The sequence below is a fragment of the Variovorax sp. DAIF25 genome (assembly GCF_050711835.1).
Taxonomy (GTDB): domain Bacteria; phylum Pseudomonadota; class Gammaproteobacteria; order Burkholderiales; family Burkholderiaceae_C; genus Variovorax.
Genome location: NZ_CP136636.1, coordinates 794,248 through 815,989 on the forward strand (window position 1 = coordinate 794,248; position 21,742 = coordinate 815,989).

A 21,742-nucleotide genomic window follows, 5' to 3' on the forward strand; every position below is an offset into this window, starting at 1 on the left:
GCGCATGAAGCTCAATGCGAACGATCACCGCCGGAATGCCCGCCGGCGGCTGCCGCGCTTCGTCTTCGACTATGTCGACGGCGGCGCGGAGACCGAGGACTGCCTGCGGCGCAACGAGGCCGACCTGGCCGCGCTGCACCTGGTGCCGACCGCGCTGCGCGACACCCGCCATGCCGACCCCGGCATCACGGTGTTCGGCCGGCGCTGGGCCGCACCGCTGGGCGTGGCGCCCGTGGGCTTCTCGGGCCTGGTGCGCCCGCATGGCGACACCCTGCTGGCCTGCGCGGCCGCCGCCACCGGCGTGCCGCACGTGCTGTCGACGCCGTCGAACGACCGGCTCGAGGCGGTGCGCGAGGCCGCGCTGCGGCGCGACCCCGAGGCGCTGCAATGGATGCAGCTCTACGTGATGGGCGATCGCGCCATCGCCGAGCAGCTGGTGCGCCGCGCGCGCGCCGCCGGCTATTCGGCGCTGGTGCTGACGGTCGACGCGGCCGTGAGCGGCTATCGCGAGCGCGATGTGCGCAACGGCTTTCGGCTGCCGTTCCGCTTCACGCCCTCGACCCTGCTCGACCTCGCGCTGCATCCGCGCTGGTCGCTCGCGATGGCGATGCAGGGCCGCTCGCCCTCGTTCGTCAACCTGGCCGAAGCCGACGACGGCGCCACCTCGGCCCAGCTGCAGGCCGCGCTGCTGTCGCGCACCATGGACCGCACGCTGGCCTGGGAACACCTGGCCTGGCTGCGCCGGCTGTGGGACGGCCCGCTGCTGGTCAAGGGCCTGCTGCATCCGGGCGATGCCGCGCTGGCCGTGCGCCATGGCGCCGACGGCATCGTGGTGTCGAACCACGGCGGGCGCCAGCTCGACGCGGCGCCCTCGACCATCTCGGTGCTGCCGCGCATGGTCGATGCCGTGGCCGGGCGCATCCCGGTGTTCGTCGACGGCGGTTTCCGCCGCGGCAGCGACGTGGTCAAGGCGCTGGCCGCCGGCGCCACCGCGGCCTTCGTCGGCCGCGCCGCGGTCTGGGGCATGGCCTGCGACGGCGAGGCGGGCGCGCGCGGCGTGCTGGCCGGCCTGGTCGACGACATCGCCCGCACCCTGGTGCTGCTGGGCGCCGACCGCGTGGACGAGGTCGCGCCCCACCACCTGCTCGCCAACCTTCCCTTCCCCGGCACAGCCGGGCTTTCCCACGCCGGAGCACGCCATGGCTGACTTCATGCAATTCGTCTTCTCGGGACTCACCACCGGCGCGATCTACGCGCTGGCCGCGCTGGGCTTCTCGCTGATCTACAACGCCAGCGGCGTCATCAACTTCGCGCAGGGCGACTTCCTCATGCTCGGCGCCATGATCACGGCCGCGCTGCTCGGCGCCAGCCTGCCCTACGGCGTGGCCGTGGCCGGCGGCGTGCTGGCCACGGTGGTGGCGGGCCTGCTGCTGTACCGGCTGGCGATCAAGCCCGCGGGCGAGGCCAGCGTGGTGTCGCTGATCATCATCACCATCGGCGCCTCGATCTTCATCCAGGGCGTGGTGCAGATCGTGCTCGGCAAGAACCAGCAGACCCTGCCGGCCTTCAGCGGCGACGCGGCGCTGTCGATCCTCGGTGCCTACGTGCTGCCGCAGAGCCTGTGGGTGCTGGGCACGGCGGCGCTGCTGGTGGCGCTGTGCTTCGCCTTCTTCCGCTTCACCATGGTGGGCAAGGCCATGCTCGCGGTGGCGGCCAATGCGCTGGCCGCGCGCGCGGTCGGCATCCCGACCTCGCGCGTGCTGCAGCTCTCGTTCGGCCTCTCGGCGCTGCTGGGCGCCGTGGCCGGCGTGGTGGCCGCGCCGATCACCACCACGGTCTACGACATCGGCCTGATGCTGGGCATGAAGGGCTTCGTCGCGGCCACGCTGGGCGGGCTCGGCAGCGCCGGCGGCGCGGTGGTCGGCGGCCTCATCGTCGGCCTGCTCGAGGCGCTGATGGCGGGCTACGTCTCCTCGGCCTACAAGGACGCCGTGCCCTTCGTGCTGATCGTGTTCATCCTGCTGGTCATGCCGCACGGCCTGTTCGGCAGCAAGGGGGCGGAGCGCGTATGAAGGCGTCCTCGCGGGCGCTGCTGCGTCCCTCCCTGCTGCTGCTGGCCCTGGTGCTGGCGCTGCTGCCGCTGGCCATGCCCAACAACTACGTGATCGACGTCGCGGTGCGCATCGCGCTGGCGGCCATCGCCGCGATCGGCCTCAACCTGCTGATGGGCTTCGCGGGCCAGATCAGCATCGGCCACGCGGCCTTCGTCGCCATCGGCGCCTACGGCAGCGGCATCGTGACGGCGCGCTTCGGCTGGCCCGCGCTGCCGGCCATCTGCGCCGCGGCCGTGGGCGCGGCGCTGGTGGCCTGGCTGATCGCCAAGCCGATCCTGCGCCTCAAGGGCCATTCGCTGACCATGGCCACGCTCGGGCTGGGCGTGATCGTCAACATCGTGCTGATCAACGAGGTCGACTGGACCGGCGGCCCCGACGGCATGCCGGTGCCGCCGCTGGCGGTGGCCGGCTTCGCGTTCGCCAAGGTGCTGCACTGGTATGCGCTGGCGGCGGTGCTGCTGTGGCTCGCGGTGCTGCTGTCGCTCAACCTCTACGAGTCGCCGGCCGGGCGCGCGCTGCGCGGGCTCAACGGCTCCGAGGTGGCGGCGCGCGTGATGGGCGTGGACGTGGCGCGCTTCAAGGTGCGTGCCTTCGTGGTGTCGGCCGTGTTCGCCGCGGTCTCGGGCAGCCTCACGGCGCACTACCTGGGCTTCATCAGTCCCTCGCTGGCGGCCTTCACGCATTCGGTGGAGCTCGCGACCATGGTGGTGCTCGGCGGCATGGCCTCGACCTTCGGCGCGCTGCTCGGCGCCGCGCTGCTGACCGCGCTGCCGCAGCTGCTGGGCGGCCTGCACGGCTACGAGATGGTGTTCTTCGGCCTGGTGCTGATGCTCACCATGATGTTCCTGCCCAAGGGGCTGGTGCCCACGCTCGCGCTGCGGCTGCGCAGGAAGGGCTGAGCCATGCTCGAAGTGAGGAACCTCAGCAAGTCCTTCGGCGGCGTGCACGCCATGCAGGACGTGAGCTTCAGCGTGCGCGGCGGCTCGGTGCATTCGGTGATCGGGCCCAACGGCGCCGGCAAGACCACGCTGTTCAACCTGATCAGCGGCGTCTACGAGCCCACGCGCGGCGAGATCCTGCTCGACGGCGAGAACGTGGCGGGCATGGCGCCCGACCGGCTCGCGCGGCGCGGCATGAGCCGCACCTTCCAGAACCTGCAGGTGTGCATGAACATGACGGCCTGCGAGAACGTGATGCTCGGCGCGCACCTGCACACGCGCAGCTCGCTGCTGGGCGGCATGACCGGTGCCACGCGCCGTGCCGACGCCGCGCTGCGCGAGGAGGCGCTGCGGCTGATCGACTACGTGGGCGTGGGCCGCCACGCGCATGCCCATGCCACGCAGCTCTCGTTCGGCCTGCTCAAGCGGCTGGAGATCGCGCGCGCCCTCGCGAGCCGGCCGCGCCTGCTGCTGCTCGACGAGCCGGCCGCGGGCCTCAACGACACCGAGACCCACGAGATCACCGAACTGATCCGCAGCATCGCCGCCTCGGGCGTGACCGTGCTGCTGGTGGAACACGACATGAAGCTGGTGATGAACATCTCCGACCACCTGCTGGTGCTCGACTACGGCCGTAAGCTCGCCGAGGGCACCGCCGCCGAGGTGCGCGCCAACCCGCAGGTGATCGCGGCCTACCTCGGCACCGAGGCGGAGGCCTGCGCATGAGCGGCATCGCATTGGAGGTGAGCGGCCTGCGCGCCGGCTATGGCCGCATCGAGGCGCTGCACGGCATCGACCTGCAGGTCGGCGCGGGCGAGCTGGTGGCGCTGGTCGGCGCCAACGGCGCGGGCAAGACCACGCTGCTGCGCGCGGTCTCGGGGCTGATCCGCGGCAGCGCCGGCAGCGTGCGCCTGTTCGGCCGCGAGATCGCGCGCGACAGCGCCGACGCGCGCGTGCGCGCCGGCCTGGCGCAGGTGCTCGAGGGCCGGCAGGTGTTCGGCCCGCTGTCGGTGCAGGACAACCTGCTGCTGGGCGGCTACACGCGCGCCGAGCGCCGCGCGCAGCGGCTGGACGAGATGTACGCGCTGTTCCCGGTGCTCGGCGAGAAGCGCCTGCTGGCGGCCGGCACGCTCTCGGGCGGCCAGCAGCAGATGCTGGCGATCGCGCGCGCGCTGATGTGCGAGCCGCGCATGCTGCTGCTCGACGAACCCTCGATGGGGCTGGCGCCGCTGCTGGTGAAGGAGATCTTCGGCGTCATCGCACGGCTCAAGTCGCGCGGCATCCCGATCCTGCTGGTGGAGCAGAACGCGCACGCCGCGCTCTCGGTGGCCGACCGCGGCTACGTGCTCGAGACCGGCGCCATCGCGCTCGGCGGGCCGGCCGCGCAGCTGCTCGGCGACGAGCGCGTGAAGGCCGCCTACCTGGGCCTGTGATGGAACGCGCACGCATGAACTCCCTTCCCGACACCGGCCTGCGCGTGGCCGACGTGCAGGCGCGCTGCGTCAACGTGCCGCTCGAGCATCCGGTGCGCACCAGCGTGGGCGTGGTGGCGACCGCGCCGCTGGTGCTGGTCGACCTGCACGCGGACGACGGCACCGTCGGCCACGCCTACCTGTTCACCTACACGCCGCTCGCGCTGCGCGCCACGCGGCGCATGGTGCTGACCCTGGGCAGCGTGCTCAAGGGCCAGCCGCTGGCGCCCTTCGATCTCGACCAGCTGATGGCGCAGCGGCTGCGCCTGCTGGGCCGCACCGGCATCGCGCTGATGGCCGGCGCCGGGCTCGACATGGCGGCCTGGGACGCGCTGGCCCAGGCGCGCGGCGTGCCGCTGGTCGAGCTGCTGGGCGGCACGCGCCGCGCCATCGCGGCCTACGACAGCCACAGCATGGACGGCCTCGCGCTCGGCACGCGGCGCGCCGCGCTCGCGGTGGCGCACGGCTTTCGCGCCATCAAGACCAAGATCGGCCACGCCACGCTGGCCGAGGACCTCGAGGTGGTGCGTGCGCTGCGCGCCGTGGTCGGCGAGCGCGTCGAGCTTTTGGTGGACTACAACCAGGGCCTGAGCGTGCCCGAGGCGGTGCGGCGCATCCGCGCGCTCGAGGACGAGGGCATCGGCTGGGTCGAGGAGCCCACGCTGCAGGAGGACTACGCGGGCCATGCGCGCATCCGCGAACGCGTGGCGCTGCCGCTGCAGATGGGCGAGAACTGGTGCGGTCCCGACGAGATGGCCAAGGCGCTGCAGGCCGGCGCTTGCGACCTCGCGATGCCCGATGCGATGAAGATCGGCGGCGTGACCGGCTGGCTGCGCGCCGCCGCGCTGGCGCAGGCGCACGGCGTGCCGATGTCGAGCCACATCTTCCAGGAGGTCAGCGTGCACCTGATGGCGGTGACGCCGACGGCCCACCTGCTCGAGCGCATGGACCTGGCCGCGCCGGTGCTGGCGCGACCGCTGGTCTTCGAGGACGGCATGGCCACCGCGCCGGCCGAGCCCGGCACCGGCATCGCGTGGAACGAGGAGGCCGTGCGGCGCTATCTGGTCTAGAGCTTGCCGAGCGTGCGCACGATCTCGTCGACCAGCCAGCGGTGCGCCGCGCTGTACTCGTGGCGCGCATGCCAGTGCGCCTGCACCTGGAAGTCGGGCAGCGGCACGGGCAGCGGCAGCGCCTTGAGCCCGCCCTGGCGCACGTAGAGGTCGGCCACGCGCGAGGGCAGCAGCACCAGCAGGTCGCTCTGCGACAGCAGTTGCGGCAGCACGGTGAACTGCGGCACGCGCGCGACGATGTTGCGGTTGATGCCGCGCTCGGCCAGCATGTCCTCGATCAGGAAGTGGCCCGAGCGCGGCGACGACACCATCACGTGGCGCGCCGCCGAGAAGGCCGCGAGGCTCATGCGCTCCCCGATGCTCGGATGGCTGGCCGACATCAGGCACACGTAGTGCTCGCGGAACAGCAGCGCGCCGTGCATCGGCGAACCGAGCGAGGGGATGTTGCCGACCGCCATGTCCAGGCGCCCGGTCGACAGCTCCTCGCCCAGCGTGTCGGAGATCTGCGCGATCTCGATCTCGATGCGCGGCGCCACCTCCTGGAAGCGGCGCAGCAGCGGCGGCACGAAGTACAGCACGCCGATGTCGGACATCGCGAGCCGGAAGCGCCGCGTCGAGCGCAGCGGATCGAAGCTGGCGTTCTGCTCGAGCGTGCCCTCGACCATGGTCAGCGCCTCGCGAAAGCGCTGGAACAGCTGCTCGGCCATGCCCGTGGGCACCAGGCCGTCGCTGCCGCGCGAGAACAGCCGGTCGAGGTAGACCTTGCGCAGCTTCGCCAGCGCGTAGCTCACGGTCGATTGCGTGACGTCGAGCCGCTCGGCCGCATGGGTCACGCTGCGGGTTTCGTAGATCGCGACGAACACGCGAACGAGGTTCAGGTCGAGGTGGCTCATGCGCGGCTGGCGGTTCGTGGGGCGGCGCCTGAATGTGCCACAAGGCCGGCCCCGCGGGCGGCCCGGCGCTAGCGCTCTTCTTCGGTCGTCACGTCGAAGCGCGCCAGCGTGTGCGCGCCGAACATCATCGTGATCGGCACGTCGGCCGCGTCGCGCCCGCGCGCCACCGTCACGCGGCCGATGCGGCGCTGGTTGTGGCGCGCGTCGAAGGTGTGCCAGCGGTCGCCGAGGTAGACCTCGAACCAGGCGCTGAAGTCCATCGGCGAGCGCACCGGCGGCACGCCGATGTCGCCGAGGTAACCGGTCACGTAGCGCGCCGGGATGTTCATGCAGCGGCACAGCGTGATCGCCAGGTGCGCGAAGTCGCGGCACACGCCGGTGCCCTCGCGCAGGCCCTGCGCGGCGGTGCGCGTGGAGCGCGCATTGGCGTAGTCGAAGCGCAGGTGGCCGTGCACGAAATCCGAGATCGCCTGCACGCGCGACCAGCCCGGCGCCACGGTGCCGAAGCGGTCCCAGGCGAACTGCAGCAGCTCGCTGTCGACTTCGCAGTAGCGGCTGGGCAGCAGGAAGGCCAGCGTTTCCACCGGCAGCGCGGCGGGGTCGTGCTCGACGGCGCCGCGGTCCACCGGGTCGGGCGTGCCCGGGTCGGCGATCACGGCCTGGTTGCGCAGCCGCACGTTGGTCACGCCCGCGGGGATCTGCACGCGGGCGCAGGCGTTGCCGAAGGCGTCGAAGTAGTGGTCGGTGAACAGCGGCGGCTCGAGCGTGAGCTGCTCGCCGCCGCCGCGCAGGTCCGCCACCCGCGAGGGATGAACCTGCAGCATGTAGACCAGCGCGGTGGGCGCGATGGGGGCCGTGGCGAGCGCGAGCTCGATGTCGTAGCCAATCCGGATGAGCATGGGTTCTTTCGCGGGGGAGATTCCCCAACGCCGATCTTGGGGCCTGCGACCCCCGCGCGCGCGGGGTCAACGCGCGCATCGGTCGTAGGCCGTCGCGCTGTCGGTGCCTTCCTACCGCAGGGGCGCCCGCTCTCCCACAGACGGGGGCGGGGCGCCACTACGGGTTTCGCGCGGTGCCGACCCTACGCTTCGTTTCCGCTCGTATCCGAAGCTAGGCGGGGAGATGTCGCAAGTCCTGGCCAGCGATCTTTCGACAGGTCGCACGGGCGCGTTCAAACCGGTCTGCTGGAGGGAATCATGGAGTTTTCGTCGCTGTTCGACTCGTTCGCCACCAACTGGGGCGACGAGATCCTGATCTGGTCCGTTGCCGCCGTCGCCGGCTGCATCTGCCTGGTCGCCGTGGTGAATGTGCTGGACATGCTTCTCGACAACGGCGGCGCCGGATGAGCCTGAGCTCCCTTCACGACACCTTGAAAGCCCCTCGATGACGCCACAGAACAAGGCCGCCGCACGGCGCGCCAAGCCCGCCAAGACTTCCAAAGCGGGGGACGCCAGCGATGCCAAGCAGCAGCAGCTCGAGGGCTTCACGCTCGACCACGGGGCCGAGCTGACGACCAACCAGGGCCTGCGGATCCCCGACAACCACAACTCGCTGAAGGCCGGGCGGCGCGGACCCACGCTGCTCGAGGACTTCATCCTGCGCGAGAAGATCACGCACTTCGACCACGAGCGCATCCCCGAGCGCGTGGTGCATGCGCGCGGCGAGGCGGCGCACGGCTACTTCCAGGTCTACAAGTCGATGTCGCAGTTCACCAGCGCCGACTTCCTGCAGGACCCCGAGGCGAAGACGCCGGTGTTCGTGCGCTTCTCCACCGTGGCCGGCTCGCGCGGCTCGGCCGACACCGTGCGCGACGTGCGCGGCTTCGCCGTCAAGTTCTACACCCGCGAAGGCAACTACGACCTGGTGGGCAACAACGTGCCGGTTTTCTTCATCCAGGACGCGATGAAGTTCCCCGACCTGATCCACGCCGTGAAGCCCGAGCCGCACCACGAGATGCCGCAGGCCGCGAGCGCGCACGACACCTTCTGGGACTTCGCCTCGCTGATGCCCGAGACCACCCACATGCTGATGTGGGCCATGAGCGACCGCGCGATCCCGCGCAGCCTGCGCATGATGGAAGGCTTCGGCGTCCACACCTTCCGCCTGGTCAACGCGCGCGGCGAGAGCCACTTCGTCAAGTTCCACTGGAAGCCCAAGCTCGGCATCCACGGCCTGGCCTGGGACGAGGCGCAGAAGATCGCGGGCAAGGACCCCGACTTCCATCGCCGCGACCTCTGGGAGGCGATCGAGAACGGCGACTTCCCCGAATGGGAACTCGGCGTGCAGATGATCCCCGAGGGCAAGGAAGGCACGCTGGGCTTCGACCTGCTCGACCCCACCAAGCTGATCCCCGAGGAGATGGTGCCGGTGCAGAAGATCGGCCGCATGGTGCTCAACCGCAACCCCGACAACTTCTTCGCCGAGACCGAGCAGGTGGCGTTCCACCCGGGCCACCTGGTGCCGGGCATCGACTTCACCAACGACCCGTTGCTGCAGGGCCGGCTGTTCTCGTACACCGACACGCAGATCTCGCGGCTGGGCGGCGCCAACTTCCACGAGCTGCCGATCAACAAGGGCGTGTGCCCGTTCCACAACTTCCAGCGCGACGGCATGCACCGCCAGACCATCGCGCGCGGCCAGGTCGCCTACGAGCCCAACACCCTGGGCACGGGCGCCGAGTTCCGCGTGGACGGCGACAGCGCCGGCTTCCAGAGCTACCCCGACACCGACTACGAGGCGCCCAAGCTGCGCCGCCGCAGCCATACCTTCGACGACCACTTCACGCAGGCGCGCCTGTTCTTCGAGAGCCAGAGCGCGCCCGAGAAGGAGCACATCGTCGCGGCCTTCCGCTTCGAGCTGTCGAAGGTGGAGGTGCCGGCGATCCGCCAGCGCATGGTCGACAACCTCGCGCACGTCGACGAGAAGCTGGCGCGCCGCGTGGCGGAGCCGCTGGGCATCGGCGAGCCCGATGCGCGCGCCGCGGCCGGGCGCGCGGGCTTCCGCGAGCACCGCATCCACCTGCCGATCGAGGAATCGCCCGCGCTCAGCATGGCGGGCACCGGCGACGGTTCGATCCGCACGCGCAAGATCGCGATCCTCGTGGCCGACGGCATCGACTCGGCCTCGCTCAAGCCGATCCGCGAGGCGCTCGAGCAGGCCGGCGCGCAATGCAAGGTCGTGGGCCCGCGCCTGGGTTCGGTGGTCAGCGGCTCCAAGCGCCAGGTCGACACCGACGCCACCTTCGCCAACATGCCCTCGGTGATGTTCGACGCGGTGCTGGTGCCCGCGGGTGCCGAGGGCGCGCGCGCGCTCGCCGCCAGCGGCGACGCGGTGCACTTCGTGCTCGAGGCCTTCAAGCACTGCAAGGCCGTGTGCACGGTGGGCGAGGGCGTGCAACTGCTTTCCACCCTGGGCATCGCCGCCGACACGCCGGCCGACAGCCTGCCGCCGGGCGTGGTGGTGGCGGCCACGCCGGTCACCAACCTCGGCGACACCAGCGCCGCGCAGCAGATCGCGCAGGACTTCGTGGCCGCGATCGCGAAGCACCGGCACTGGGACCGGCCGAACATCGACGCCGTGCCGGCCTGAGCCCGCTCAGACCCGTGCCGAACGCCGCAGCTGCTTGAGCAGCAGGCCCAGGTACGGGTTCGGGTCGGCCTCGCGGTAGCCCAGGTGCAGCGCCGACACGGCGCTCTTCTCGCGCAGCCGCTGGTAGACCACGCCCTCGAGCCGGATCGACTCGGTGCCGCTGGGCACGATCGCGAGGCCCACGCCGGCGGACACCAGGCCGACGATGGTCGAGGCGTCGCGCGCCTCCTGCACCATGCGCGGGCGGAAGCCCGCCTTCGAGCACAGCTCCTGCACCTTCCAGTACAGCCCGATGCCCGAATGGCGCGGGTAGAGGATCAGCGGCTCGTCGCGCAGGTCGGCGATGCGCACCGGGGCCTGGCTCAGCGGATGCGTGGCCGGCACCGCCACCATCAGCGGCGCCTGGTACCAGGCCTCGATCGCGATGCCCGCGGGGATCGGCACGTTGGGATGGCGCAGGATGCCGAGGTCGAGCCGGTGGCCGTGCACCGCGTCGAGCTGGTCGAGGGAGGTCATCTCGTGCAGCGCCAGCGCGATGCGCGGATGCGCGGCCTGGAACTCGCGGATCGCGGCCGGCAGCGTGGCCGACAGCATCGACGAGGCGGTGTAGCCCAGCGCGATCTTGCCGATGCCGCCGGTGGCCGCGTCGCGCGCCTCGCCCTTGGCCGATTCGACCGAGGCGAGGATCGCCTGCGCGCGCTCGAGGAAGTGGCGCCCGGCCTGCGTGAGGTGCACGCGGCGCTTGTCGCGGTCGAGCAGGCGCACCTGCAGCTCCTCCTCGAGCAGGCGGATCTGCGTGCTCAGCGGCGGCTGCGCCATGTGCAGCCGCTGCGCCGCGCGCGTGAAGTTCAGCTCCTCCGCCACCGCCACGAAATAGCGCAGATGCCGTAGTTCCATCGATATCTCCTGCGTATGGAAATCTGTGACCAATCAGTATTTCCAAATATAAGGCCGACTGCCTACAGTCGCCGCCATGGAGACGAGAGACACCCCTTCGCCGGCCTCCGCCGGCAGCACCAGCCCCGTGATGCAGCGGCTCGCGCGCCGCCAGTGGGTGGCCGCGCTCGGCGTGCGCCATGCGCGCGGCGCCGAGATCGCGCGGCTGGCCAAGGCCAGCGGCCACCATGCGATCTGGGTCGACCTCGAGCACAGCGCGATGCCGATCGACGCGGCCGGCGCCATCTGCGCCACCGCGCTCGACATCGGCCTGGTGCCCTTCGTGCGTGTGCCCGAACGCGAATACGGCGTGATCGGCCGGCTGCTCGACGCGGGCGCGGCCGGCATCATCGTGCCGCGCGTGGAAACGGCCGAACAGGCGGCCGACGTGGTCGCGGCCTGCCGCTTCCCGCCCGAGGGCCACCGCTCGGCCATCGCCGCGCTGCCCGCCTTCGGCTACCGCCGGCTGCCTGCCGCCGAGCTGCGCGAACGCGCCAACCGCTCGACCGTGGTCAAGCTGCTGATCGAGAGCCCGCGCGGCATCGAGAACATCGAGGCCATCGCGCGCGTGCCGGGCGTGGACCTGCTGGCGATCGGCAGCAACGACCTCAGTGCCGAGATGAACCTCGCGGGCGGCCCCGCCGTGCATCCGCGGCTGCGCGAGGCGCACGACGCCGCGCTCGCGGCCTGCGCGCGCGCCGGCAAGCCGCTGGCCATCGGCGGCGTGGCCGACATCGCCTACGTGGCCGACTGCATCCGCCGCGGCGCCGCGCCCTTCCTCATGACCGGCATCGACACCGACCTGCTGCTCGCCGTGCTGCACGAGCGCGTGGCGCAGGCGCTCGATTCGGTGCGGCCGCTCGACGGCGCCGTGCTGCTGGACTGAGCTTCTTCGAATTTCCGATCCGACTTCTTCCATGACCGACCAGATCCTCGTTTCCAAGCCGATGCGCGATGCGCAGACCCTGACCCGCGCCGCCTTCGAGGTGCCCGTCGGTGCCTGCGACGCGCACGTGCATGTGTTCGGCCCCGAGGCGCGCTACCCGCATGTGCCCGCGCCGCACTACACGCTGCCCGACGGCGACCTGCCGCAGCTGCGCGCCGCGCTCGGCGTGCTCGGCCTCGAGCGCTTCGTGATCGTGCAGCCCAGCTTCTACGGCACCGACAACCGCTGCATGCTCGATGCGCTCGACCTCGCGGGCGATGCCGCGCGCGGCGTCGCGATGGTCGAGGACGGCACCTCGGCGGAGGAACTCGCCGCGATGCATGCGCGCGGCGTGCGCGCGCTGCGGCTCGACCTGTTCCTGCGCTCGGGCCTGCCCACGGCCGAGCTGCAGCGCTTCATCGCGCGCAGCGTGGAACGCACGCGCGCGCTCGGCTGGCATGTCCAGTTCTATACGCCGGGCTGGGTGGTGCGCGACCTGATCCCGTTCCTGCCCGAGATCGAGAGCGACTTCGTGATCGACCACATGGGCTACATGCTCGAGAGCGACGGCCTCACGCGCGCCGACTTCGACCGCCTGCTGCGTGCGGTGCACGACGGCCGTGGCTGGTTCAAGCTCTCGGGCCCGTACCGGCTCGCCAAGGACGGCAACTACGAGCGGCTGCGTCCGCTCGCGCAGGCCATCGTCGACGCGGTGCCCGAGCGCGTGATCTGGGGCAGCGACTGGCCGCACATCCCCGAGGGCGGGCGCGACACCGGCGAGCTGCTGAACCTGCTGGGCGACTGGATCCCCGATGCCGCCGCGCGCCGGCGCATCCTGGCCGACAACCCGGCGCGGCTGTTCGGGTTCTGAGACCATGGATGCCTCCACGATCGAAAGCCCGGCCATGCAACTGAACTGCATCCAGGAACTCGCCACCACCGGCGCGCGCGCGGTGGCCGGCTTCGTCCACGGCGGCACGCGCTACCTCGCGGTGCCGCAGCTGGCGCGCGACATCGAGGGCCAGCCCGCGAAGATGACGCTGGGCGACAGCGACCTCGAGATGCCCGTCTACCGCTGGGAGGGTGGGCGCTTCGTGCCGCATGCCAGCCTGCCGGTGCCCGGCGGCGAGGACGCCGAGTTCTTCCGCATCGGCGAACGCGCCTTCCTCGCCACCGCGAGCCTGCGCAGCGGGCGCGATCCCTACACGCTGGCCGTGCCGTCGACGATCTTCGAGCTGGTCGACGGCCGCTTCGAGCCCTTCCAGCGCATCGACGGCTTCGCGGCCAAGCAGTGGCACCACTTCGCGATCGGCGAGCGCCACTTCCTCGCGCTCGCGCAGGGCGTGACCCTGCCGGGCGAGCAGCCCGCGCAACCGGTGTCGTCGTGCCTCCTCGAATGGGACGGCACGCGCTTCGTGCCGTTCCAGGACGTGCCCTCGGCCTGGGGCTACAACTGGGCCTTCTTCGAGGTCGGTGGCGAACGGCTGCTGGCCCATGCCGACCATGCCGTGCCCTCGCTGCTGCTGCGCTGGAACGGCGAGCGCTTCGAGCTGTTCCAGCAGCTCGATGGCCGCAGCGGCCGCGCCTTCTGCTTCTTCGAGACCCAGGGCCAGGCCTGGCTGGCCTTCGCCAACCTGCATGGCGACACGCTGCTGTACCGCTGGCAGGACGGTGGCTTCGCGGTGCACCAGGTGCTCGCGGGCCTGGGCGGGCGCGAGTTCGCCTGGCGCGGCGATGCGCAGGGCGGGCACCTCGTGCTCGTCAACTTCCTGCACGGCACGCGCGAGGCGCCGATCCCCGAGCTCGAGTCGATCGTGTTCCGCATGGACGACGGCCGGCTGGTCGAGGCCGCGCGCTTCGCGACCTCGGGCGGCACCGACGCCGCCTTCTTCGAGGCCGACGGCGCGCTGCATCTCGCGGTGGCCAACAGCCTGAGCGCCGCGGTGCGCTTCGCGACGCCCAGCCGCATCTACCGCGTCGACGGCCTCGGCGCCTCCATCACGGGCTGACCCGCCATGGCCACCTACGCACCCCACGAAAGCCCCGAGCTGGTCCGCCTGTTCGAGACCTACACGGCCGGGCCCACGAGCATCGGCGCCACGCTGAGCGCGCGCACCGCCGCGGCCAGCGCGCACGATCCGCTGATCGTCGCGACCAGCACCGACATCGTGCTGTTCCCCGGCGGCGGCCGGCCGCCCGAGATCGAGGGCTTCCGCATGTCGACGCGTGGCTTCAAGGAGCTCGCGGGCATCTCGCACCACGGGCCCGCGGTGGCCTCGCTGCTGCGGCTGCGCGAGCTCGATCCAGAGGGCGAGCTCTGGCGCGCCGAGACGCGACGCCTGATCGACAGCACGCGTGCCGCGCGCGCCGCCAACTCCGAGGCGCTGTGGCGCGACACCGTCGCGGTGCCGGCCTACCGCGGCCGCGAGGCGCGCATCGCGCAACTGGTCGACTATTCGTGCGCGCTGACCGAGCGCTACCTCGAGCGCGCGCTGCGCGAGCCCGAGACCTTCACCGCCGCCGACATGCGCGAGCACTACATCGAGGCGCGCGGCGATGCCGTGGGCGCCACGGTGCCGATGAACGCCGTGATGATCGCCACCTTCTTCCTGGTCGGCATGGACACCGGCCACCGCGTGATCGGCTGGTTCGACCGCCATGCGATCGACTGGTCGCGCGCCATGGTGCTGATCGTCGGCCGCCAGGGCCGGCCCACGGCCGGCGTGACCTGGACCACCAACTCGGTCGCCGCCATGATCCTCGCGGCCTCGGGCCAGCGGCTCGCGCTCGACCGGCTCTACATCGCGCCGCACGGCCCGAGCTTCAAGGTGGCCGAGCTGCCCGACCTCGCGGCGGTGCGTGCCTTCGAGGAGCCGCTGCGCCAGATCTGGGCCCACACGCGCACCGTGAGCGAACTCGGGCCGCTGATGTACGAGGGCTATCCGCGCTTCGAGCCCGGCGCCGCGGGGCGGCCCCGCATCGACGCGCGGACCGAGTCGGTCGGCGAGATGCCTGCGATCGCGAGTCCCGACGACTGGTTCGCGCTCAACACGCGGCTGCGCGTGGTGCTCGAGGACCCGCGACAACTGCTCTCGGGCTGCGTGGTCGACTACGCGGTCGACCAGTTGCGCGCCAATGGCAACGAGCCCGCGCGGCTGGTGGTGCCGGGGCTGGACAACGTGAGCTATCCACCGCTGGCGCCACGCGCAGGCGGTTGAGCGGACGTGGCGGCCGGTGACGGCACGCCGGAGGCGGGACGACAAGAGAAGAAGCGCCAGACAGCAGGCATGCCGGCGGCTGCGCCGCGTGCATTCGATCCATAGAAAAGAGAACGGAGACAAGACACCATGAGAAAGCTCGCAACCCTGTGGGGCGCCGCCCTCGCACTGACGCTGGCCAGTGCCGGCGCGCAGGCGCAGTCCGGCGCCTGGCCCCAGCGCCCCATCAGGATCATCACGCCCACGCCGGCCGGCGTGGGCTCGGACGTGTTCGCGCGCGCCTACGCCGAGCGGCTCGGCCAGATGCTCAAGACACCGGTGGTGGTCGAGAACCGCCCCGGCGCGCTCGCGGCCATCGGCACCGACGCGGTCGCCAAGGCCGCGCCCGACGGCTACACCATCCTGTTCTCGACCAGCAACCCGTTCACCATGACGCCGTTCCTGCTGTCGAAGCTGCCCTACAACCCGCAGACCGACCTGGTGCCGGTCACGCAGGCGCTCAAGGGCGGCTCGTTCATCGTCGCCAACCCCTCGGTGCCGGCGAAGAACCTGGTGGAGCTGGTGGCGCTCGCGAAGAAGGACCCGGGCCGCGTGAGCTTCGCCTCCTACGGCTCGGGCAGCACCGCGCACCTGGGCTTCGAGCTGCTGCAGGACGCCGCGGGCATCGAACTGCTGCACGTGCCCTACAAGCAGAGCGCCATGCCCGACGTGATCGCGGGCCAGGTGATGCTGGGCTTCGAGCCGCCGATCTCGGCGCTGCCCAACATCCGCGCGGGCCGCGTCAAGCCCATCGCCTACACCGGCAGCCAGCGCAGCGCCGCGCTGCCCGACGTGCCCACGCTGGCCGAACGCTATCCGGGCCTGGAGGTGTTCACCTGGCTGGGCTTCTGGCTGCCCGCGAAGACACCGCCCGAGATCGTCGACCGCTTCAACCGCGAGATCCGCGCGGCCACGCAGTCGCCCGAGATGCAGCGGCTGATCGCCGAGGCCGGGCTCGAGCCGATGGGCACCACGCCCGAGGAGACGCGCGCCATCGTGCGGCGCGAGGCCGAGGCGATGGGCAAGCTCATCAAGGCCAAGAACATCCGCATCGACTGAGCGCCGGGGCCGGGCTTCGCCCCGCGCCACCTCGCACCCTTTTCCATTTCGACCGCGCCGCGCCGGCCCGAGGGCCGCAGCGCCGGCTTTCGCTCGCCCATTTTTCGGAGACACCCATGCGCATTCCCTTCGCGTTCCGCGCCGTCCTGGCCGCCCTGTTCCTTTCGTCCCTGCCGCTGCTCTCGCAGGCCCAGTCGAGCGTGCAGGTCTTCGGCACCGTCGACCTCAACTTCACCTACAGCAAGGCCGGCGGCAAGAGCGTGCGCGCCATGGACCAGGGCGGCAACATCTTCCCGAGCCGGCTGGGCTTTCGCGGCAGCGAGGACCTGGGCGGCGGGCTGGTCGCGAGCTTCTGGCTCGAGTCGGCGCTGCTGCCCGACACCGGCGAGTACCAGGGCGTCTACTGGCACCGGCGCTCCACGCTGAGCCTGTCGAGCCGCACCTGGGGCGAGCTGCGGCTGGGCCGCGACTACGTGCCCACCTTCTGGAACGTCTCGCAGTTCTCGCCCTTCGGCACGGTGGGCGTGGGCGGCTCGGCCGCGATGGTCGAGGGCTGGCCCATGGGCCTGGGCGGCGCGCGCACGCTGGTGCGGGTCGACAACTCGGTCGGCTACTTCCTGCCGCGCGACCTCGGCGGTTTCTACGGCCAGGCGATGTACGCGATGCCCGAGGGTGCCGAGGGCATGCGCTATGCGGGCGCGCGCCTGGGCTATGCCAACGGCCCGCTCGACATCGCGGCCGCCTACGGCCGCACGCCGGTCGCCAACGGGCAGGTCTACCGCACCGCGACCGTGGGCGGCACCTACGACTTCGGGCCGGTGAAGCTCTACGCCAACTACCACCGCCACCAGACGTACAACGACCGCCAGGTGCACGTGATGGTGGGCGCGAGCATGCCGGTGGGCCCGGGTGTCATCAAGCTGTCGGCCGCGCGTGCCAATCGCAGCGGCCCCGGCCTCGATGCCGACGACGCGACCCAGTTCGCGGTCGGCTACGTGCACTGGCTCAGCAAGCGCACGGCGGTCTACACGGCCTATTCGCGCATCCGCAACCGCGGCAACGCGGCCTACGTGGTGGCCGATTCCTCGCCCGCCGGCTCGCCGGGCATGCCCTCGAGCGGGCTGCAGTTCGGCATCTCGCACAACTTCTGAGACCCTTGCGTGACGCCTCCCATAGTCCATTTGCGCTAGACCGTATTGCGAATAGGCGGGGGTAGGGGCCGTCCCTAGACTTTCCCCACGAGGCCAGAACGGCGCGCACTTCCGCGGCGTCGATGCCCGCCAAGGCGGGCATGCCGGCCGCGCGCGGGGGTCCAATGGCGAGGTTTTCGAGAATGGGATGGGCGCTGGGATGGGCCGGCGTGGTGCTGCTGACGCAGCTGTCGCCGGCGCAGGCGCAGGAAGGCCCGAGCGCCGAGGCCGCGGCCAGCAAGATGGAGCAGGCCCGGCTCGCCGACACCGACACGCTGCTGGCGCTGACCAGCGAAGGCGCGGTGCTCTACGGCCAGGACAACGTCAAGCTCTCGGGCTACCAGTACTGCAGCCAGGCGGTGGCGCTGGCCGAGTCGGGCGAGTTCCGCCAGAGCGTGCGCGCCGCGAGCAAGGCGCTGCACCTGGCCAACACCACCAACGACCCGAACCTGCGCGCCATGGCCAACCGCGACCTGGCCATCGTCTACAGCTACTCGGGCCAGCTCGAGAAGGCCGAGCAGTTCGCCCGCGAGGCGCTCAAGAGCGAGGCGCGCGATCCCAAGCTGGTGGTGGGGCCGGTGCAGAAGGTGATCGGCGACGTGCGCACGCGCCGCGGCGACTACGAGGGCGCGATCCTCAGCTACGACGAGGCGCTGGCCAACAGCTCGCCGCGCTATGCGCCGCTGGTGCAGGCCTCGCTGGTCAATGCGCTGATCGAATCGGGCGCGCCGGCCAACACGCAGCGCGCCCGCGAGCTGTTCGGCACGCTGCCGCAACCGAAGGACGCACCGCTGGCCGCGCAGCTCGACCGCACGCGCGCCCGGCTGCTGCTGGCCGAGAACAAGCCCGCCGAGGCGCGCGACCTCTACCGCGCGCTGGCCGCGCGCCAGGTCGGCGCGGACAGCGGCTACTACCAGCTCTGGGCCTGGGACGGCGTGGCGCGCAGCGAGGTGGCGCTGGGCCAGAAGCAGGCCGCGGCCGAGGCCGTGGGCCGCGCGCTCGAGGGCGTGGACAAGGTGCGCGCGAAGTTTCGCAGCGAAGAATTCAAGATGGGGCTGTTCTCCGACCTGCAGTCGGTGTTCGAGCGCGGCGTGTCCATCTACAGCGACGCGGGCGACAGCGCCCGCGCCTTCGAGGTCAGCGAGCACAGCCGTTCGCGCGCGCTGCTCGACGCGGTGCGCGGGCGCGCCAAGCTCAGCGAGCAGGCCTCGGCCACGGTGGACCTCGCGACGCTGCAGCGCACGTTGGCGCCCGACGAGCGCGTGGTGCAGTTCCATTCGCTGCCCGACCGGTTGATGGTGTGGGTGGTGAGCCCCGCGGGCATCGAGAGCAAGACGATCCCGGTCAAGCGCGAGGAGCTGACCGAGCTGGTCGAGACCTTCCGCAACACCATCGTGCGCGGCCGCCGCACCGCGATCACCAATGCCGACAAGCTCGGCGCCGCGCTGCTCGGACCGCTGAACCTGCAGGCCGGCCAGCGGCTGGTGATCGTGCCGCACGGCCCGCTGCACTACCTGCCGTTCCAGGCACTGCGGCTGAACGGCCGCTACGTGATCGAGACGCACCCGGTGGCGGTGGCGCCCTCGATCAGCATTGCGGTGCAGCTCGCGCAGCGCACGCCGCGCGTGAACGCCACGCTCACGGCCTTCGGCAATCCGCGCATCGAGGACAAGTACGACCTGCCGGGTGCGGAGAGCGAGGTCAAGCAGCTCGCGCAGTACTTCCCGAGCAACAGCGTCTACATGGGCGCGGCCGCCACCAAGACGCAGTTCCGCGACGTGGCCGCGCGCTCGCCGCTGATGCACGTGGCGGCGCACGCGGAGGCCGACGAGGTCGATCCTCTGTACTCGCGCATCCTGCTGGCCAACGAGGGCGGCAAGCAGAACTTCCTCGAGGCGCACGAGATCCTCGAGATGCCGATGCAGGGCACGGCCCTGGTGACGCTGTCGGCCTGCGAGTCGGGCCTGGGCCGCATCGCGCAGGGCGACGAGGTGCTGGGCTTCACGCGCTCCTTCCTCTCGGCGGGCAGCTCGAGCCTGATCGCCTCGCTGTGGCCGGTGTCGGACGACGCGACGGCGGTGCTGATGAGCACGCTCTACGGCGAACTCGCGAAGGGCCGCGACCTGCAGAAGGCGATGCAGGCGGGGCAGCTCGCGGTGCTCAAGGATCCCAAGATGTCGCATCCCTTCTTCTGGGCGCCGTTCAATCTGATCGGCAACTGGCGTCTGACCGTGGGGAGCTGACATGCGGTGTGTTGTTTCATTGCATTGCCGTTCGGGGCGGGCGTGTGCCGATGGGGTACTCCCCTCCGCGAATGTCCCCCGGCCTTCGGCCTCCTCCTTGATTTCGCTGCGGGGAGTACCCCATCGACACACGCCGGACGCGCGGCGCCCGAGCGGCCGGCACCACCACTGCGCTCCTCGTGCACAGGGCAGCGGGTGCTTCCCGCAGCGAAATAAAGGAGGAGCCGAAGGCGGGGGACATTCGCGGAGGGAAGTACCCGCTGTCCTGTGCACGCGCCCCGAACGAACCGACCCCCAAAAACACCAGCAACCCGCAAGAAACAACGCGGTGGAGCCCTGAAATGCGCGCCCTTCAACGCTCTACACCGATCGCCCTCGCCGTGTCCGCCCTGTTCGGCGCCGCCTTGCTCGTGGCCGCCCAGCGTGCCCATGCCAACGAGGCCGAGGAGACCGCGCTGCTGCCCACGCAGGACCCTTGCGGCAGTTGCAACCGACCCATCGCCCAGGCCACCGGCGGTGTCGCGCCGCAGACCCTGCCCGCGCCGTCGCGCAACACCTCCGCCACCGGTGCCTTCAAGCTCAACGACCTGCGCCTCAATGGCGTGAAGGCGCTGAGCAACGAGGAACTGCAGTCGATCACCACGCCCTACATCGGCCGCGACGTCACGCTGGCCGACCTCGAGGAACTCGCGAAGGCGATCACCGCGCGCTACAAGGAGCGCGGCTACTTCCTCGCGCAGGCCGTGGTGCCCGTGCAGACCGTGCGCGACGGCATCGTCGAGATCAGCGTGATCGAGGGCCGGCTGGGTCGCGTCGACGTGCTGGTGGCGCCCGAGGCCCCGATGACCGAAGCGCGCGTGCGTGGCTTCCTCGCGCCACTGCAGCCGGGCGAGGCCGTCAACGCGCCCGCCTACGAGCGTGCCATGCTGCTGCTGTCGGACCAGCCCGGCGTCAAGGTCTCGTCGGCCTTGCAGGAAGGCACGCAGCCCGGCACCACCGATCTGTCGGTCGAGGTCGCGGCCGCGCCGCGCTGGGCCTTCACCGCCGAGGGCGACAACCACGGCACCAAGGAATCGGGCCGCTACCGGCTCGGCGGCACCGTGCGCTGGCTCAGCCCCTTCGGCATCGGCGACAACCTCGATGCGCGCGTCATGGTGTCCGACAGCAATGCGCTGCAGTACGGCCGCATCGCCTACGAGGCGCCGATCGGCACCAGCGGCCTGCGCGCCGGCATGGGCCTGGCGCGCGTGAGCTACGACCTCGGCGGCCAGTTCTCCGACCTCGACGCGCAGGGCCGCGCCGACGTGCTCGATTTTTCGCTCAACTATCCGCTGATCCGCCAGCGCCAGCAGAACCTGTTCCTGCGGCTGACCGCCGACCTCAAGGACCTCAAGGACGAGATCCGCGTCGTCGACTACGACGTCAAGAAGCGCGTGCGCGGCATCGGCCTGGGCTGGGCCTGGGAGCGGCGCGACGACGTCTTCGGCGGCGGCTACTGGGCCAGCACCGGCACCCTGTACCACGGCTCGCTGTCGATCCGCGACCCGCAGACCCTCGCGGCCGACCAGGCCTTCGGCGGCCGCCACACCGAGGGCGGCTTCACCAAGATGAGCTTCCAGCTCTCGCGGCTGCAGTCGATCGTGCCGCGCCATTCGCTGTACCTCGCGTTCGGCGGCCAATGGGCCAGCAAGAACCTCGATGCCTCCGAGAAGCTCGCGCTCGGCGGCGCGCGCGCCGTGCGTGCCTACCCCTCGGGCGAACTGCTGGCCGACCAGGGCGTGATCGGCACCGTCGAATGGCGCTGGTCGGTCAACGAGGAGTTCACGCCCTTCGTGTTCTACGACGCGGCGCGCGGCAAGCTCGCGCGCCATCCCTCGCCCTTCGACGGCGAGAACTCGCACAGCCTGCGCGGCTACGGCATCGGCATGAGCTGGTCGCGCCCCGGCAATTTCTCGATCAATGCGACGCTGGCCTGGCGTGACGGCACACCGCGGGCACAGACCGACGGCGGCGGCCACAACCCGCGGCTGTACGTCCAGGTTCAAAAGGCGTTCTGA

At 71.2% G+C, this 21,742-nt stretch carries 19 protein-coding genes; 16 read left to right on the plus strand and 3 right to left on the minus strand.

The window, feature by feature from the left end; translation table 11 throughout:
- The first annotated feature begins 4 nt into the window (after nt 1-4).
- Genes R0232_RS03735 through R0232_RS03760 form a run of 6 tightly spaced genes read left to right on the plus strand, consistent with a single transcriptional unit; the run spans nt 5 to nt 5,594 of the window.
- On the plus strand, nt 5-1,207 hold the full coding sequence (locus R0232_RS03735; protein WP_431511271.1) for an alpha-hydroxy acid oxidase: 1,203 nt from the start codon (nt 5-7) through the stop codon (nt 1,205-1,207).
- Entirely contained in the window at nt 1,200-2,072 is an 873-nt protein-coding gene (locus R0232_RS03740) for a branched-chain amino acid ABC transporter permease (protein WP_093350744.1), read from the plus strand. The genes R0232_RS03735 and R0232_RS03740 overlap by 8 nt, the downstream gene beginning before the upstream one ends.
- The gene (locus tag R0232_RS03745) at nt 2,069-3,013 is read left to right on the plus strand and encodes a branched-chain amino acid ABC transporter permease (RefSeq protein ID WP_057593306.1); all 945 of its coding nucleotides are present in this window, start codon (nt 2,069-2,071) and stop codon (nt 3,011-3,013) included. The genes R0232_RS03740 and R0232_RS03745 overlap by 4 nt, the downstream gene beginning before the upstream one ends.
- Nucleotides 3,014-3,016: 3 nt before the next feature.
- Nucleotides 3,017-3,778 (plus strand): ABC transporter ATP-binding protein, encoded by a 762-nt coding sequence (locus R0232_RS03750; protein ID WP_431511272.1) that lies wholly within the window; start codon nt 3,017-3,019, stop codon nt 3,776-3,778.
- A complete protein-coding gene (locus R0232_RS03755; RefSeq protein ID WP_203204105.1) occupies nt 3,775-4,485 on the plus strand; it encodes an ABC transporter ATP-binding protein in 711 nt (236 codons plus the stop codon). Before R0232_RS03750 ends, R0232_RS03755 begins: the two co-directional genes overlap by 4 nt.
- 14 nt (nt 4,486-4,499) lie before the next feature.
- On the plus strand, nt 4,500-5,594 hold the full coding sequence (locus tag R0232_RS03760) for an enolase C-terminal domain-like protein (RefSeq protein WP_431511273.1): 1,095 nt from the start codon (nt 4,500-4,502) through the stop codon (nt 5,592-5,594).
- Here the strand turns inward: R0232_RS03760 and R0232_RS03765 are convergent.
- Nucleotides 5,591-6,487 (minus strand): LysR family transcriptional regulator, encoded by an 897-nt coding sequence (locus tag R0232_RS03765; RefSeq protein WP_296781686.1) that lies wholly within the window; start codon nt 6,485-6,487, stop codon nt 5,591-5,593. The genes R0232_RS03760 and R0232_RS03765 overlap by 4 nt on opposite strands.
- Nucleotides 6,488-6,555: 68 nt before the next feature.
- Complete coding sequence (locus R0232_RS03770; RefSeq protein WP_431511274.1) at nt 6,556-7,386, minus strand: transglutaminase-like domain-containing protein; 831 nt, start codon at nt 7,384-7,386, stop codon at nt 6,556-6,558.
- A 297-nt stretch (nt 7,387-7,683) separates the two neighbouring features.
- Here R0232_RS03770 and R0232_RS03775 point away from each other — a divergent pair, with 297 nt between their 5' ends.
- Together R0232_RS03775 and katE are read left to right on the plus strand one after the other, a co-directional pair.
- Entirely contained in the window at nt 7,684-7,833 is a 150-nt protein-coding gene (locus tag R0232_RS03775; protein WP_177239491.1) for a hypothetical protein, read from the plus strand.
- A 37-nt stretch (nt 7,834-7,870) separates the two neighbouring features.
- Nucleotides 7,871-10,075 carry a catalase HPII gene (gene katE / locus R0232_RS03780; protein WP_431511275.1) on the plus strand — a complete coding sequence of 735 codons (2,205 nt, stop codon included), beginning with the start codon at nt 7,871-7,873 and terminating at the stop codon, nt 10,073-10,075.
- Between the two features lie 6 nt (nt 10,076-10,081).
- On the opposite strand, the gene R0232_RS03785 is transcribed toward katE, so the two are convergent.
- Complete coding sequence (locus R0232_RS03785) at nt 10,082-10,972, minus strand: LysR family transcriptional regulator (protein ID WP_203204111.1); 891 nt, start codon at nt 10,970-10,972, stop codon at nt 10,082-10,084.
- Between the two features lie 76 nt (nt 10,973-11,048).
- On the opposite strand from R0232_RS03785, the gene R0232_RS03790 reads away from it, so the two are divergent.
- The 8 genes from R0232_RS03790 (at nt 11,049) to R0232_RS03825 (ending at nt 21,742) form a co-directional block, all read left to right on the plus strand.
- On the plus strand, nt 11,049-11,897 hold the full coding sequence (locus R0232_RS03790) for an HpcH/HpaI aldolase family protein (RefSeq protein WP_431511276.1): 849 nt from the start codon (nt 11,049-11,051) through the stop codon (nt 11,895-11,897).
- Nucleotides 11,898-11,928: 31 nt separating this feature from the next.
- Nucleotides 11,929-12,807 carry an amidohydrolase family protein gene (locus tag R0232_RS03795; protein WP_431511277.1) on the plus strand — a complete coding sequence of 293 codons (879 nt, stop codon included), beginning with the start codon at nt 11,929-11,931 and terminating at the stop codon, nt 12,805-12,807.
- Nucleotides 12,808-12,811: 4 nt separating this feature from the next.
- Nucleotides 12,812-13,945, plus strand: a complete 1,134-nt coding sequence (locus tag R0232_RS03800; RefSeq protein ID WP_431511278.1) for a hypothetical protein — start codon at nt 12,812-12,814, stop codon at nt 13,943-13,945.
- A gap of 6 nt (nt 13,946-13,951) precedes the next feature.
- Complete coding sequence (locus R0232_RS03805; RefSeq protein WP_431511279.1) at nt 13,952-15,154, plus strand: DUF5624 domain-containing protein; 1,203 nt, start codon at nt 13,952-13,954, stop codon at nt 15,152-15,154.
- Nucleotides 15,155-15,283: 129 nt separating this feature from the next.
- Nucleotides 15,284-16,252, plus strand: a complete 969-nt coding sequence (locus R0232_RS03810; protein WP_208511901.1) for a Bug family tripartite tricarboxylate transporter substrate binding protein — start codon at nt 15,284-15,286, stop codon at nt 16,250-16,252.
- Nucleotides 16,253-16,368: 116 nt separating this feature from the next.
- The gene (locus R0232_RS03815; protein ID WP_431511280.1) at nt 16,369-17,403 is read left to right on the plus strand and encodes a porin; all 1,035 of its coding nucleotides are present in this window, start codon (nt 16,369-16,371) and stop codon (nt 17,401-17,403) included.
- A 182-nt stretch (nt 17,404-17,585) separates the two neighbouring features.
- The gene (locus R0232_RS03820) at nt 17,586-19,685 is read left to right on the plus strand and encodes a CHAT domain-containing protein (RefSeq protein ID WP_431511281.1); all 2,100 of its coding nucleotides are present in this window, start codon (nt 17,586-17,588) and stop codon (nt 19,683-19,685) included.
- A 380-nt stretch (nt 19,686-20,065) separates the two neighbouring features.
- A complete protein-coding gene (locus R0232_RS03825; protein ID WP_431511282.1) occupies nt 20,066-21,742 on the plus strand; it encodes a ShlB/FhaC/HecB family hemolysin secretion/activation protein in 1,677 nt (558 codons plus the stop codon).

Bases quoted from the DNA above. Each gene is read 5' to 3' on its own strand.
- R0232_RS03735 (WP_431511271.1), top strand. From the start codon at position 5: ATGAAGCTCAATGCGAACGATCACCGCCGGAATGCCCGCCGGCGGCTG.
- R0232_RS03740 (WP_093350744.1), top strand. From the start codon at position 1,200: ATGGCTGACTTCATGCAATTCGTCTTCTCGGGACTCACCACCGGCGCG.
- R0232_RS03745 (WP_057593306.1), top strand. From the start codon at position 2,069: ATGAAGGCGTCCTCGCGGGCGCTGCTGCGTCCCTCCCTGCTGCTGCTG.
- R0232_RS03750 (WP_431511272.1), top strand. From the start codon at position 3,017: ATGCTCGAAGTGAGGAACCTCAGCAAGTCCTTCGGCGGCGTGCACGCC.
- R0232_RS03755 (WP_203204105.1), top strand. From the start codon at position 3,775: ATGAGCGGCATCGCATTGGAGGTGAGCGGCCTGCGCGCCGGCTATGGC.
- R0232_RS03760 (WP_431511273.1), top strand. From the start codon at position 4,500: ATGAACTCCCTTCCCGACACCGGCCTGCGCGTGGCCGACGTGCAGGCG.
- R0232_RS03765 (WP_296781686.1), bottom strand. From the start codon at position 6,487: ATGAGCCACCTCGACCTGAACCTCGTTCGCGTGTTCGTCGCGATCTAC.
- R0232_RS03770 (WP_431511274.1), bottom strand. From the start codon at position 7,386: ATGCTCATCCGGATTGGCTACGACATCGAGCTCGCGCTCGCCACGGCC.
- R0232_RS03775 (WP_177239491.1), top strand. From the start codon at position 7,684: ATGGAGTTTTCGTCGCTGTTCGACTCGTTCGCCACCAACTGGGGCGAC.
- katE (WP_431511275.1), top strand. From the start codon at position 7,871: ATGACGCCACAGAACAAGGCCGCCGCACGGCGCGCCAAGCCCGCCAAG.
- R0232_RS03785 (WP_203204111.1), bottom strand. From the start codon at position 10,972: ATGGAACTACGGCATCTGCGCTATTTCGTGGCGGTGGCGGAGGAGCTG.
- R0232_RS03790 (WP_431511276.1), top strand. From the start codon at position 11,049: ATGGAGACGAGAGACACCCCTTCGCCGGCCTCCGCCGGCAGCACCAGC.
- R0232_RS03795 (WP_431511277.1), top strand. From the start codon at position 11,929: ATGACCGACCAGATCCTCGTTTCCAAGCCGATGCGCGATGCGCAGACC.
- R0232_RS03800 (WP_431511278.1), top strand. From the start codon at position 12,812: ATGGATGCCTCCACGATCGAAAGCCCGGCCATGCAACTGAACTGCATC.
- R0232_RS03805 (WP_431511279.1), top strand. From the start codon at position 13,952: ATGGCCACCTACGCACCCCACGAAAGCCCCGAGCTGGTCCGCCTGTTC.
- R0232_RS03810 (WP_208511901.1), top strand. From the start codon at position 15,284: ATGAGAAAGCTCGCAACCCTGTGGGGCGCCGCCCTCGCACTGACGCTG.
- R0232_RS03815 (WP_431511280.1), top strand. From the start codon at position 16,369: ATGCGCATTCCCTTCGCGTTCCGCGCCGTCCTGGCCGCCCTGTTCCTT.
- R0232_RS03820 (WP_431511281.1), top strand. From the start codon at position 17,586: ATGGGATGGGCGCTGGGATGGGCCGGCGTGGTGCTGCTGACGCAGCTG.